General features: G+C 53.4%; 14 protein-coding genes. 12 read left to right on the top strand and 2 right to left on the bottom strand.

Going from position 1 to position 12,305, the window contains the following annotated elements:
• Positions 1-47 precede the first annotated feature (47 nt).
• Positions 48-938, bottom strand: a complete 891-nt coding sequence (yghX, locus tag FD744_RS17140) for a YghX family hydrolase (RefSeq protein WP_160868811.1) — start codon at positions 936-938, stop codon at positions 48-50.
• Between the two features lie 570 nt (positions 939-1,508).
• On the opposite strand from yghX, the gene FD744_RS17135 reads away from it, so the two are divergent.
• The 12 genes from FD744_RS17135 to FD744_RS17080 all read left to right on the top strand — a co-directional run bounded on the left by FD744_RS17135 (position 1,509) and on the right by FD744_RS17080 (position 11,808).
• Positions 1,509-2,924 carry a cytochrome ubiquinol oxidase subunit I gene (locus tag FD744_RS17135; RefSeq protein ID WP_160868810.1) on the top strand — a complete coding sequence of 472 codons (1,416 nt, stop codon included), beginning with the start codon at positions 1,509-1,511 and terminating at the stop codon, positions 2,922-2,924.
• 2 nt (positions 2,925-2,926) lie between these two features.
• A complete protein-coding gene (gene cydB / locus FD744_RS17130; protein WP_058959314.1) occupies positions 2,927-3,931 on the top strand; it encodes a cytochrome d ubiquinol oxidase subunit II in 1,005 nt (334 codons plus the stop codon).
• A 1-nt stretch (position 3,932) separates the two neighbouring features.
• Positions 3,933-4,097, top strand: coding sequence for a DUF2474 domain-containing protein (locus FD744_RS17125; protein WP_064511324.1), 165 nt, complete (start codon positions 3,933-3,935; stop codon positions 4,095-4,097).
• 257 nt (positions 4,098-4,354) lie between these two features.
• Positions 4,355-5,221 (top strand): helix-turn-helix domain-containing protein, encoded by an 867-nt coding sequence (locus FD744_RS17120; protein ID WP_045814716.1) that lies wholly within the window; start codon positions 4,355-4,357, stop codon positions 5,219-5,221.
• A 184-nt stretch (positions 5,222-5,405) separates the two neighbouring features.
• Positions 5,406-5,615 (top strand): hypothetical protein, encoded by a 210-nt coding sequence (locus tag FD744_RS17115; protein WP_034823294.1) that lies wholly within the window; start codon positions 5,406-5,408, stop codon positions 5,613-5,615.
• A gap of 323 nt (positions 5,616-5,938) precedes the next feature.
• Positions 5,939-6,382, top strand: a complete 444-nt coding sequence (locus FD744_RS17110; protein WP_160868809.1) for a heme-binding protein — start codon at positions 5,939-5,941, stop codon at positions 6,380-6,382.
• A gap of 52 nt (positions 6,383-6,434) precedes the next feature.
• Positions 6,435-7,217: a siderophore-interacting protein gene (locus FD744_RS17105; RefSeq protein WP_160868808.1), complete on the top strand. Its 783-nt coding sequence runs from the start codon at positions 6,435-6,437 to the stop codon at positions 7,215-7,217.
• Positions 7,218-7,307: 90 nt separating this feature from the next.
• Positions 7,308-7,847 (top strand): PadR family transcriptional regulator, encoded by a 540-nt coding sequence (locus FD744_RS17100; protein ID WP_160868807.1) that lies wholly within the window; start codon positions 7,308-7,310, stop codon positions 7,845-7,847.
• Between the two features lie 208 nt (positions 7,848-8,055).
• Positions 8,056-9,537 (top strand): UbiD family decarboxylase, encoded by a 1,482-nt coding sequence (locus FD744_RS17095; protein WP_202403557.1) that lies wholly within the window; start codon positions 8,056-8,058, stop codon positions 9,535-9,537.
• A gap of 11 nt (positions 9,538-9,548) precedes the next feature.
• A complete protein-coding gene (locus FD744_RS17090; protein WP_072226488.1) occupies positions 9,549-10,127 on the top strand; it encodes a UbiX family flavin prenyltransferase in 579 nt (192 codons plus the stop codon).
• 10 nt (positions 10,128-10,137) lie between these two features.
• Positions 10,138-10,860, top strand: a complete 723-nt coding sequence (locus FD744_RS17085) for a DUF554 domain-containing protein (RefSeq protein WP_160868805.1) — start codon at positions 10,138-10,140, stop codon at positions 10,858-10,860.
• Positions 10,861-10,929: 69 nt separating this feature from the next.
• Complete coding sequence (locus tag FD744_RS17080; RefSeq protein ID WP_160868804.1) at positions 10,930-11,808, top strand: LysR family transcriptional regulator; 879 nt, start codon at positions 10,930-10,932, stop codon at positions 11,806-11,808.
• Between the two features lie 76 nt (positions 11,809-11,884).
• On the opposite strand, the gene FD744_RS17075 is transcribed toward FD744_RS17080, so the two are convergent.
• Positions 11,885-12,175 (bottom strand): SelT/SelW/SelH family protein, encoded by a 291-nt coding sequence (locus FD744_RS17075; RefSeq protein ID WP_100703483.1) that lies wholly within the window; start codon positions 12,173-12,175, stop codon positions 11,885-11,887.
• Positions 12,176-12,305 lie beyond the last annotated feature (130 nt).

Below are 12,305 nucleotides of genomic sequence, written 5' to 3'. Positions count from 1 at the left end.
GGCCCCAGGGCCGTCCTCGTTGCGCGTCCCGCCGTCGGGTGCTGGCATTATCCGTGCAGGTATTTCTCAAACCACCCCAATGTCCGGCTCCACGCTAACTCTGCTGCCGCTTTGTTATAACGCGGGGTCGAGTCGTTGTGGAAGCCATGATTTACGCCGGGATAGATATAGGCTTCATAGGTTTTATGGTTAGCTTTCAGCGCCTCTTCATACGCTGGCCAGCCTTCGTTGATGCCTTTGTCTAACGCGGCATAGTGCAGCAGCAGCGGGGCGTTAATGCGTGGCACGTCTTCCGCTTTGGGCTGGCGACCATAAAACGGCACTGCACAAGCCAGTTCGGGGAAGGCCACTGCAGCAGCATTCGCCACACCGCCGCCATAACAGAAGCCAGTGATCCCCACTTTGCCAGTGCCTTCCTCGTGGTGCATCAGGAAATCGACGGCAGCAAAAAAGTCGTTCATCAACTTAGTGGGATCGACTTTGGCCTGCATTGCACGACCCTCTTCATCATTACCCGGATAACCGCCCATTGAGCTCAGGCCATCCGGTGCCAGCGCGATATATCCGGCTTTGGCCACGCGACGTGCGACATCTTCAATGTACGGATTCAGTCCGCGATTCTCATGCACCACCACCACCGCGCCCACTTTGCCGGTTGCCTTGGCTGGACGCACCAAATAGCCGCGCACCTCGCCATGGCCTTGCGGAGAGGGATAGTGGATGTATTCGGGTTTGATCTCGGGGTCGGTGAATTCAACTTGCTGCGCCAGTGCATAGTTGGGGCTCATGGCGGTAAGCAGGGTGGCACCGGTCATACCGGCGATGGTGAATTTGGCGGCCAGGGTGATGAACTCACGTTTACTGATCCTGCCGTGCGCGTAATAGTCATATAACTCAAGCAGTTCCTGGGGAAAATCCTGTGCGGTAAGACGGGTCATAACCTCTCCTTCGCTGATTAACCGATGGCTTTGCTGCTCTAAAAAAGCACAGCGGGTTAATGCTTGCAAACGCTATGCCGCAAAGCGTTAAGAGTGAAGAGAGCGCGATGCGCTGAGTGCAGGTCTGAAAAATATATCGTTTGGTATTAAAAACAGGCCATTTTAATTAACAATCGGGATAACACCATATTGTCTGGAATTATTGACACGCCATTTAGCGAGAAAGTTAATTAACCTTTCTGTTGTCTGCATATAATAATAATAATCAAATGAAGTGCTTACCTGTTAACGCTGAAGTTCTGCCTTATGGATCAATAACAATATCGTCACAATAAGTGAGGATTGTTAACCTTTGGGCTGTCATATCAATCAATTAGTCTCTGATCGAGACAATGATCGCCATCAAAAAACACTGTTATAGTTTTACAGACTTCCTCTGTTTATTTTCGTTCTGGCGTCTTCCCTTTACATTAGAGCGACCTTTCATTCGATAAGACGAAATAACTCCCCGCACGCTGTTGTTCATTATAAGTAAAAATTCCAGTGCACTTTGTGGCAATGAGGTAAGCAATGTTTGGATTAGATGCCTTTCACCTGGCAAGGATACAGTTCGCCTTTACTGTCTCCTTCCATATTATTTTTCCAGCCATCACCATCGGCCTCGCCAGTTTCCTGGCTGTGCTCGAAGGGATGTGGCTGAAAACCCGCAACGAGACCTATCGCGATCTCTATCATTTTTGGTCCAAAGCCTTCGCCGTAAACTTCGGTATGGGCGTGGTCTCCGGACTGGTAATGGCCTACCAGTTCGGTACTAACTGGAGTGGTTTCTCGCAGTTTGCCGGCAGTATCACCGGGCCATTACTGACCTATGAAGTGTTAACCGCCTTCTTCCTGGAAGCGGGTTTCCTCGGTGTGATGCTGTTTGGCTGGAACCGCGTCGGCCCCGGTCTGCACTTCTTCGCAACCTGCATGGTGGCATTAGGCACCATTTTCTCGACTTTCTGGATTCTGGCCAGTAACAGCTGGATGCACACCCCACAGGGTTACATCATCGAAAACGGCGTCGTGGTGCCGCAGGACTGGCTCAAGATCATTTTTAACCCCTCATTCCCGTTCCGATTGCTACATATGTCCACCGCGGCTTTCCTCGCCAGTGCCTTCTTTGTCGGCGCTTCTGCGGCCTGGCATCTGCTGCGCGGCAATGACAACCCAGCCGTGCGCAAGATGTTTTCGATGGCGCTGTGGATGGCACTGATCGTCTCACCGATTCAGGCGTTTCTCGGCGATGCGCATGGCCTGAACACGCTGGAATATCAGCCAGCCAAAATCGCGGCGATAGAAGGGCACTGGGAAAACAAGCCGGGTGAGGCCACGCCACTGATTCTGTTCGGTGTGCCGGATATGGAACAGGAGCGCACCAAATATGCGCTGGAGATTCCCTATCTCGGTAGCCTGATTCTGACGCACAGCCTTCAGAAGCAGATCCCGGCACTGAAAACCTTCCCGAAAGAGGATCGCCCAAACTCCACCGTGATTTTCTGGTCGTTCCGCGTGATGGTAGCGCTCGGTTTGTTGATGATCGGTATGGGAGTGATCAGCCTGTGGCTGCGGATGAAGAAGCGCCTGTATCAGTCGCGGCCGTTTTTGTGGTTCTGCTTGCTGATGGGGCCATCGGGACTGATCGCCATTCTGGCGGGATGGATCACCACCGAAATGGGTCGCCAGCCGTGGGTAGTATATGGCGTGCAGCGCACCATTGATGCGGTCTCCGCCCATGGCAATCTGCATATGAGCATCAGTCTGATGGCGTTCATCGTGGTCTACTGCTCGGTGTTTGGTGTCGGCTATCACTACATGATGCGCCTGATTAAACAAGGTCCAGTGACCGGTGAAGGTAGAGAAGTGGCGCACGGTGGCCCGGGCGAGCAACACACTCCGGCTCGTCCGCTGTCAGCGGCCAATACCCATAAACGTGGGGAGCAATAATTATGATCGACTTTTCTATCATCTGGTTCGCCATCATCGTGTTTGGCACCCTGATGTATATCGTGATGGATGGCTTCGATTTGGGTATTGGACTGTTGCTGCCATTCAACAAAGATCCGATCGAGCGCGACATGATGGTCAACACTGTGGCGCCAGTGTGGGATGGTAATGAAACCTGGCTAGTGCTAGGGGGCGCAGCGCTGTATGGCGCATTCCCGCTGGCCTATTCGGTGCTGCTGGATGCGCTATCGATCCCGTTAACCGCGATGCTCATCGGTTTGATTTTTCGCGGCGTGGCGTTTGAGTTCCGCTTTAAAGCTACTGAAGAGCATCGTCCGTTTTGGGATAAATCGTTCATCGCCGGATCGCTGCTGGCGACCTTTAGTCAGGGCGTGGCCGTGGGCGCCATTCTTAATGGGTTCCCGGTATCTGGCCGTGAATATGTCGGTTCAGCAATGAGTTGGCTGGCGCCGTTCCCGCTGTTCTGCGGTATCGGCTTAGTGATTGCTTATGCACTGCTGGGCTGCACCTGGCTGATTATGAAAACCGAGCACGACCTGCACCGCAAAATGTCAGCGCTGGCCACGCCACTTACCCTGACGCTGCTGCTGGTGGTCGGCATTATCAGTGTCTGGACGCCGCTCACCCACGCGGATATCGCGCAACGCTGGTTCTCACGTCCCAACCTGTTCTGGTTCCTGCCGGTTCCGCTACTGGTGGTGCTGTGCTCGTGGGGGATTGTGCGCGCCATCAAGCGTGAGGCGCATTACTCACCGTTTCTTTTGACGCTGGCGCTGATTTTCCTCGGTTTCTCCGGTCTGGGTATCAGTATCTGGCCAAACATCGTACCGCCGTCGATCACTATCTGGCAGGCCGCATCTCCGGCCAGTAGCCAGGCGTTTATGTTGGTGGGCGCTTTACTGATTATTCCGGTGATTCTGGGTTACACCTTCTGGAGTTACTACGTGTTCCGCGGAAAAATCAAAGCCGATGAGGGGTACCATTGATATGCCAATCCAGGTCAGCAAGATGAAAGACAGGGTAACGCCGTCGCCATGGTGGAAGCGGGTGATGTGGCTGGTCATTATTTATGGCGCAAGCGTGCTGGCACTGGGGGTGGTGGCATCACTGTTTCGTATGATGATGAACGCGGCAGGCATGCATACGCACTGAGTCTTCACAGAGACCGGTTTCGCAACAGTGTGCACCCCGTTACAAAAATTGCGTGAAGGTCGCTGGTAATAGCGACCTTATTCACATTATCGCAGTACAAAAATTGACCCTAAAACGTTAGTAACCTAAGCAATTAATGCTTTTTCCCGCCTCGCTGCCTTTACTCTTCCTTACGTAAGTAATACGTTTTTGTTATATTTATGTGACTAATCGCGCAAATTCATTACCTTCACACTTATCACTCGATTGAAAAAATCATGCTCAGCCTGAATCTTAAAAAACAGTACATCAACGATCTGGTGGACTGGATAGAGGCGAATCTGACCGATGAGCTCAATATCGATCTGATTACCCTGAAATCTGGTTACTCCAAGTGGCACATGCAGCGCATGTTCAAAGAGATGACCGGCCAAACGCTGGCCTCGTATACGCGCAAGCGTCGCCTGACCATGTCAGCGATGGCGCTGCGTTTGACCAGCATGCCGCTGATCGATATTGCCGTGCGCTTTGGCTTCGATAACCAGCAGAATTTCACGAGGGTATTCAAAAGCCACTTCTCCATGACGCCCGGCGCCTATCGTCGCATCCCGGACATGCTGATGAAGGATTTCCACAGTCGTATTTCCACGCAGCGTTCGTGGGTCAACGCGCGTCTGGCCGAGAAGCCGGAGTTGCAGCTATGTGGTGAAGTGATTGAGTGGGAATGCCGCTTTGGCGAGTACATCGATCATCATAATCAGGTGGTCGCGCAGCATACCCGCGATTTTGTCCGCTTTGCCGGTAAACATGTCAGCCGTGGCTGGCTGGGCTTCCAGTTCAGTCCGGGTGTGAATTCTGCCGATCAACAGCACATTAGTCTGTTCCAGGCACTGGAAAGTCAGTATGCCGATGTGCTGCCGCGCAACGTGCAGAACTGGACCGGTGAGAGTGGTTTGTATGCCGAGATTGACTGGCACGGCGCACCGGAAGAGATCAACGCGTTTACCGCCGAAATTTACTACAACCACTTGCCTGCACTGGGCGTGGCACGTCGGGCAGGTAAAGATTTACTGAAGCTGGATCTGAAATACAGCACGCCCGATTTGCTACAGGGCACTTTCTACATTCCGGTCTCCACCTGCTAATGCATAAATCGTGCGGTTATCTGTGACTAACCGCACGATTTTATAAAATATTCGCCGTAACTGGCGTAAAATCCTTCATTGAAACCTGATTGGCCGCGTAAAACACCAGCCGCCACACATCAGGCTGGATAATCACCTGCATTCCTGGTCCGCTCTGGACCGTCAAAGTGAAAAAGAAAAAATTATGCGACTTTTACCGTTGTTCCTCATGACAGCGCTTGTGGCGTTTTCCTCGCTGGCAAGTGCACAGATGGCTGAGCCTTTCTCTCCGCCGGGCGGCCTGCATCCTCATCAGACTCACTGCCAGCAGCATGAAATTGTGGGTGATAACCCGCTGCCGCAGCACAGCCAGGATGACAATAGCTTCGTCAACTGCAGTAATCATCAGGCCTGATTTCACCTCCGTTTTACCGCGCTTTACTCCGTTAATATCGATGACACGCCGCACGTTTGTTGCGGCGCGATCGTTGCTTGCTGTTGTTCGCTAGTCGAACTTAATTCCCTGTGCGGGAGAACTCGCTGCGGTGCTCTCCTGAAACCCCTTAAGCGTTAATACCTGCCAAGTCACACCGAAAATTCTGCAACTTTTCCCAATAGCATTTTTCGGCATTGCAACGAAGATATATCATAGCTATTCTGCCTGGCGTCAGATGAGAATGATTTTCGATAACGTTTGATTCATGCGCGGACTTCTGACGTCCGGTACGGGGCAAAATTATGGATAAACAATCAGCATCGGCCAGCAGTGCGCTGGCAAACCCTTGTCACACCATCTCTTTGGCAGCTGCTCGCGTGGTGATTAACGCCGCATTTGAGGCCGCAGCAGAATTCGGCTGGCATATCAGTGTGGCCGTGGTGGATCGTGCGGGCGAGTTAGTGAGCCTGGATCGCAGCGACAAGGCGATTGGCATCAGCCCGACGGTGGCGCTGGGCAAAGCGCGCACGGCAGCACTGCTGCGTGCACCGTCAAAAGAATTTGAGACCTTCATCAACGCTGGCAGCCCGAGTTTTCTGGCCACGCCCGGCGTCACCCCGCTGGAAGGCGGTATTCCTTTATGGCTTAACGGCGAAGTGATTGGCGCGGTTGGCGTGAGCGGGGCGCACGGCGCTAACGACTCACAGGTCGCGGAAATGGCCGCCGAAGCACTGGCAATCCTTTAAATACACCGATTGGCAGGGACGTCAGCATGATGCATCTGCCTGGAGAGAACACTTGCAAAAAAACACTAACGATCGCGCACCGAAGCGCGTACGCAACGAATTACGTTTCCGTCATATCACCGTGGCGAGCAAAACCTTAATCGCCGGTGAATTCTGGCGCATCGAGTTTACCGGCAGCGATCTGGCGGGCTTCAATTCGCCATCGTTCGACGATCACATCAAAGTGTTCTTCCCGGACAACGCTGGCAGTGCTTTGGCCTTGCCGCAAATGACCGAAGAAGGGATCGTCTGGCCTGGTGGCGTACGTCCGGCTGCGCGTGACTACACGCCGCTGGCGTTTAACGGTACGGATTCCCTGACGCTCGATTTCTATATTCACGATGGCGGCGTGGCCAGCAGCTGGGCGAATGAGGCAAAGCCAGGCGATCAAATCGCTATGGGCGGCCCGCGTGGATCCTGTGTGGTGCCCGTGGATTATGGCTGCCAGATTTACGTGTGCGATGAGACCGGTCTGCCAGCCTTCAAGCGTCGCTACGCTGAGATGCAGGCGCAGCAGATCCATCTGCTGGCCTACGCCGATGAAACCACCGGACGCGATTATCTCGGCGATCTGCCAAATGTGCAGGTGACCTGGCTCGGCAGTGGCAGCATGCAGGTAGATAACCTCGGCCCGCTGATTGCGCAGCTGGATCAGATCTCACTGCCCACAGAAGAGTATTTCATCTGGCTGACCGGTGAAGGTGAAGCGGTAAAACTGCTGAGCGACTACTTCACGCAACGCCGTGGTGCGCACACTGATTTCGTACGTGCGGTGGCCTACTGGCATCAGAAATAACTGACTTCGCCGCGCCCGCTGCCGCCTGTGTTGAATTTTGCCAGGCGGCAGACTACTATCAACCTCCCTTAATTGACCTCAGGGAAGGCAATGAAACAGCAGCGGGATTTTCCATGGCAGTCCGATAATGCACAACGTGCAATCTGTGCAGGTGCGCGTAAAAAGCGCCGGGAAAGGATGCTGGATGCCAGTGATATCCGCCTGTTGATGATGCATTTCCTCGCCAACGGTTCTGCGCATGGCTATGAGCTGATCAAGTCAGTGGAAGAGCTGTCCAAAGGGGAATACTCCCCCAGCCCTGGCATCATCTATCCTAACCTCACTTTGCTCGAAGAGATGGATGCAATCCGCGTAGTGGATGCGCATGCGTCGCGTAAAGCCTACGCACTCAATGAAGGTGGTCGCGCATTATTAGCCGAGAACGGCGAGAATATTGCCAATATTATTGAGCGACTGACTTCGCTGGCGATTCTGGTGAATAATCGCAGTATTCCGGAAGTCGAGCAGGCGATTCATCATATTCGACACACGCTGAATCATCGCTTATCCCAGGAAGATATTTCGCCTGAGTCGCTCGAAATTGTGATTAATGCACTGAACGAAGCGACAGAAAAAATCTCGAAAAGTTAACAGGTTAAGGGCGCGTCTTATCGCGCCTTTTTTATTGCCTGTGGTATTAACCTTTCTGCTACGAAATTCATAAAATAAAAACATCCCAACATCCTTTATTACAGGCATACCAAAAAGGTTTAGCCTGTGAATATAAACGGTAGTTTTTAACTTTTTTATTTGGCGCTACTTTTTCTTCATCGCAGTTAACGCGTTTATGGAGAGAAGTATGTCTGAAAATAAAACCCCAGCCGTGCACGATCTGCGCTCGGCCATCGCGCTACTCACCAGCCTGAAAGGCGAGTTTGTCAGCACCAATACTGAAGTCGATCCACACGCCGAACTGTCTGGTGTTTATCGCTATGTCGGCGCAGGTGGCACCTGTGAACGTCCAACCCGCAAAGGTCCGGCGATGATGTTCAATAAGGTCAAAGGCTTCCCTGATGTGCGCGTGGTCACCGGTTTGATGTCGACTCGTGAGCGCGTTGGCCATCTTCTCAACTGCCCGCCTGAAAAGCTAGGCTTCCTGCTGAAAGATTCCGTCCACCACGCGATTGCTCCGGTGGTGACCAGCACCAAACCGCTGTGCCAGGAAGTGGTGCACTATGCGGAAGATCCGGCTTTCGATCTACGCACGCTGTTGCCTGCACCTACCAACACTGAAGAAGATGCTGGTCCCTATTTCACCATGGGCATGTGCTACGCCTCGGATCCGGAAACCCACGAGTCGGATATCACTATCCATCGCCTGTGCATTCAGAGCCGTGATGAGCTTTCGATGTGGCTGACGCCGGGTCGTCACATCGACGCCTTCCGTGAAAAAGCCGAAAAGGCCGGACAGCCGCTGCCTATCTCGATCAGTATTGGTGTCGATCCGGCGATTGAGATCGCCGCCTGCTTTGAACCACCGACCACGCCGCTGGGCTACAACGAACTCAGCATTGCCGGTGCGCTGCGCGGCTATCCGGTGCAGTTAACGCCGTGCGTGAGCATCAATGAAAAAGCCATCGCCCATGCTGAAATCGTGATTGAAGGCGAACTGCTGCCTAACGTGCGCGTGCGTGAAGATCAGAACACTAATACGGGTAAAGCGATGCCAGAGTTTCCGGGATACACCGGCGAAGCCAAGGATGCGCTGCCGGTGATCAAGGTGAAAGCCGTCACCCATCGTAAACACCCGATTCTGCAAACCACTTTAGGCCCGAGTGGCGAGCACGTCAGCATGGCGGGTATTCCCACTGAAGCCAGCATTCTGGATATGCTGGATCGTGCGATGCCGGGTCGCGTGTTGAACGTCAATGCGCACACCTCTGGCGGCGGAAAATTACTGGCCGTCATCCAGTTCAAAAAAGCCTCCGCAGTGGATGAAGGACGCCAGCGCCAGGCGGCACTGATCGCCTTCGCCGCCTTCTCTGAACTTAAACACGTGATCCTGGTGGATGACGATGTGGATGTGTTCGACACCGACGACATTCTGTGGGCGATGCAAACCCGCTATCAGGGCGATGTCGATCACCTCACCATTCCTGGTGTGCGCTGCCATCCGCTCGATCCTTCACAGGTGCCGGAATACAGCGCAAGCATTAGCCAACAGGGCGTGACCTGCAAAACCATCTTTGATTGCACCGTGCCGTGGCACATGAAGGCGCACTTTGAACGCTCGAAGTTCAAAGAGGTGGATGTGAAACGTTTTCTTCCTGATTTTGAGTAAGTGAGGTAGCAGTGAGCAGAAGGCGCATTATCGTCGGCATTAGCGGCGCGTCGGGTTTTCAGTACGGCATGAAGGCGCTGCAGTTGCTGCGCGATCAGGATGTGGAAGTGCATCTGGTGGTGACCAAAGGCGCAGAAGTGACGCGTTCGATGGAAACCCAATGGCAACGACAGGATGTGGTGGATCTGGCCGATGAGGTGCACAGCATCAGCAATCTCGGCGCGTCGATTTCCAGCGGATCGTTTAAAACCCTCGGCATGCTGGTGGCGCCCTGCTCAATGAACTCACTGGCATCGATTGCCCATGGGCTGACCAGCAATCTGCTGACGCGAGCAGCGGATGTGATCCTGAAAGAGCGTCGCCGGTTGGTGCTGATGGTACGAGAAACGCCGCTCAATCTGGCGCACATCCGCAATATGCAATCAGTCACGGAAATGGGAGGGATTATTTATCCTCCGGTTCCGGCTTTTTATCAGCAGCCGCAGTCCGTGGATGAGATGGTCCATCACAGCGTGGCGCGTGCCCTCGATCTGTTCGATCTCGATGTGGGCAACCTCAAACGCTGGGGTGAAAAACATAACGATAAGTAAGGAGTAAATTATGGTAGTGGGACCCTTTGTCAACGGCAGCGCGGTGCTGATTGGCGGGCTGGTGGGCGCCTTTCTTGGCACCAGAGTGCCAGAGAGGCTGCGCATCGCGTTGCCCATGACGTTCGGCCTGTCGTCGATGGGCCTCGGCATTGTTTTGATCGGCAAGATCCACAGTTTGCCGGCGGTAATTCTGGCGCTGATCCTCGGTGCGGCGCTGGGTGAATTCGCCTATCTGGAGCAGAAGATAGGTCGACTGGGAAATCTGGCGAAAGGGCTGGTGAGCCGTTTTCAAAGCAAGCCAGCAGAAGGTGGATTGAGTGGTGAAGCGTTCACTGAAAAGTATGTGGCGATCATGGTGCTGTTCTGCGCCAGCGGCACCGGCATTATTGGTGCCATGACCGAAGGCATGACCCACGATGCCAATATTCTGCTGGTGAAATCCATCATGGATATCTTTACGGCGGCGATATTTGCCACGCTGCTCGGTTATGCGGTGGTGGTGATTGCCATTCCACAGTTGATCGTGCAACTGGTGCTGGCCTCGGCGGCGGTACTGATTATGCCGCACACCACGGCACCGATGATGAGTGATTTCACTGCAGCCGGTGGGTTTGTGATGCTGGCGGCGGGCTTTCGTATCGCCGGGATCAAATCCTTCCCGGTGGCGAATATGTTACCGGCGCTGGTGCTGGTGATGCCGATCAGCCACCTATGGAGTATCTATATCCACTAAGCTTGCGCTCAGCGCGGTTGGATCGATTTCGGCCATGGTAAAATAGCGCGAACAGGGCGCGGAGGGATTATGGATCTGAAACGATTGCATTATTTTTGCACGATAGCGGAACAGGGCTCGATCAGTAAAGCCGCGAAGCTATTGAACATCGCACAACCGCCGTTGGGAAAACGTCTGCAAGAGTTAGAACAGGAGATTGGCTCACCGCTCTTTACGCGCACGCCACGTGCCATGGTGTTAACCGAAGCGGGCAGTTTTCTCTATCGTCGTGCCTGCGATATTCTCAGCCAGGTGAACAGTTTAAAGCGGCAGACGGTCACCATTGCTACCCACAAACAGCGCCGCGTCACCATCGGTATTTCCTACCTGTATCTGCGTTATTTCACCCCGATCCTGATGGATTATTACCAGAACCGGCCCGACTGGGATATCAACGTGGTGGTATCCGATTCCAGCCATCTTGAAGCGATGCTGGTCGATCAGCGTGTCGATATTGCACTGATGCAGGTGCCACACGATCGCCAGGCGTGGTTTGTGCGCGAACTGGAACCGATTGATACTATCGCCGTGGTTTCCACGCATTACAGCGCGATTCTGGCGGGAAAAACCCTCAACTTTACCGATCTCAACGGGATTCCGTTAATTTTGCTACATCGCATTGGTGGTGAAGGCACTTATGAAGTGCTGCGTAACACCCTGTTTAGCAACTTAAGCCACATCAATATCAGCATCAAAGTGTCAGAACCGCGTCTGGTGCTGGAGATGATGGAGCAGGGCTTTGAGGGCGCGGCTTTTCTACCGCGCTCTGAGTTCGTGCCGAGTCAGCACGGCAAATATCTGGCGTGCCCGCTGGCCGAACCGTTTGCCATTTATCATCCTGCCATCGTCACGCTAAGCACCGCGCAGGATCGCCTGCTGTGGCCGCTAGAACAAGAGGCTGAGGGTTGAGCAGTCGGGCACTATGTCTGGCGATTCTGTCATGTTCGATGCGACTTAAGGGCATGCGCATTGCTCCGCTCGGGGATTAACCCGGCTTCTTCTTATCCACGTGCCCTAACTCGCGATCCGGCCAGCAGAAATCACGCACGCGCTGTTTCAGCGCGGCCGCATCCGGGAATCCGCCTTCCTGTTTACGCTCCCAAATCACCGTGCCATCAATCGAGATTTCAAACACGCCACCCGTGCCAGGCTTCAGCGTCACCGCGCTCAAATCTTCGGCAAAAGTGTGCAGCAGTTCCTGCGCCATCCACGCCGAACGCAGCAGCCAGTTGCATTGAGTGCAGTAGTAAATCGTCACAGCCGGTTTTTGCGACATCAGGCGCCTCTTCTTAATTATTGATTATAAACAAGTTAACAAAATGTGCGGTCTAAGATACATCTTAGTGTAAAGTTTATTGATAATGATTACCAATTGCATTACATTCCTGACGAAATTATTTATTACA

This window comes from Pantoea sp. Taur, assembly GCF_009830025.1.
GTDB classification, from domain to species: Bacteria; Pseudomonadota; Gammaproteobacteria; order Enterobacterales; family Enterobacteriaceae; genus Pantoea; species Pantoea communis.
Note: the sequence above shows the minus strand (reverse complement) of the source record. Positions and strands in the feature narration are given on the sequence as shown.

What these genes read in the sequence shown, in the direction of transcription:
- FD744_RS17115 (WP_034823294.1), top strand. Translation starts at nt 5,406, where the DNA reads ATGCGACTTTTACCGTTGTTCCTCATGACAGCGCTTGTGGCGTTTTCC.
- FD744_RS17120 (WP_045814716.1), top strand. Translation starts at nt 4,355, where the DNA reads ATGCTCAGCCTGAATCTTAAAAAACAGTACATCAACGATCTGGTGGAC.
- FD744_RS17135 (WP_160868810.1), top strand. Translation starts at nt 1,509, where the DNA reads ATGTTTGGATTAGATGCCTTTCACCTGGCAAGGATACAGTTCGCCTTT.
- FD744_RS17085 (WP_160868805.1), top strand. Translation starts at nt 10,138, where the DNA reads ATGGTAGTGGGACCCTTTGTCAACGGCAGCGCGGTGCTGATTGGCGGG.
- FD744_RS17075 (WP_100703483.1), bottom strand. Translation starts at nt 12,175, where the DNA reads ATGTCGCAAAAACCGGCTGTGACGATTTACTACTGCACTCAATGCAAC.
- FD744_RS17095 (WP_202403557.1), top strand. Translation starts at nt 8,056, where the DNA reads ATGTCTGAAAATAAAACCCCAGCCGTGCACGATCTGCGCTCGGCCATC.
- yghX (WP_160868811.1), bottom strand. Translation starts at nt 938, where the DNA reads ATGACCCGTCTTACCGCACAGGATTTTCCCCAGGAACTGCTTGAGTTA.
- cydB (WP_058959314.1), top strand. Translation starts at nt 2,927, where the DNA reads ATGATCGACTTTTCTATCATCTGGTTCGCCATCATCGTGTTTGGCACC.
- FD744_RS17100 (WP_160868807.1), top strand. Translation starts at nt 7,308, where the DNA reads ATGAAACAGCAGCGGGATTTTCCATGGCAGTCCGATAATGCACAACGT.
- FD744_RS17110 (WP_160868809.1), top strand. Translation starts at nt 5,939, where the DNA reads ATGGATAAACAATCAGCATCGGCCAGCAGTGCGCTGGCAAACCCTTGT.
- FD744_RS17080 (WP_160868804.1), top strand. Translation starts at nt 10,930, where the DNA reads ATGGATCTGAAACGATTGCATTATTTTTGCACGATAGCGGAACAGGGC.
- FD744_RS17125 (WP_064511324.1), top strand. Translation starts at nt 3,933, where the DNA reads ATGCCAATCCAGGTCAGCAAGATGAAAGACAGGGTAACGCCGTCGCCA.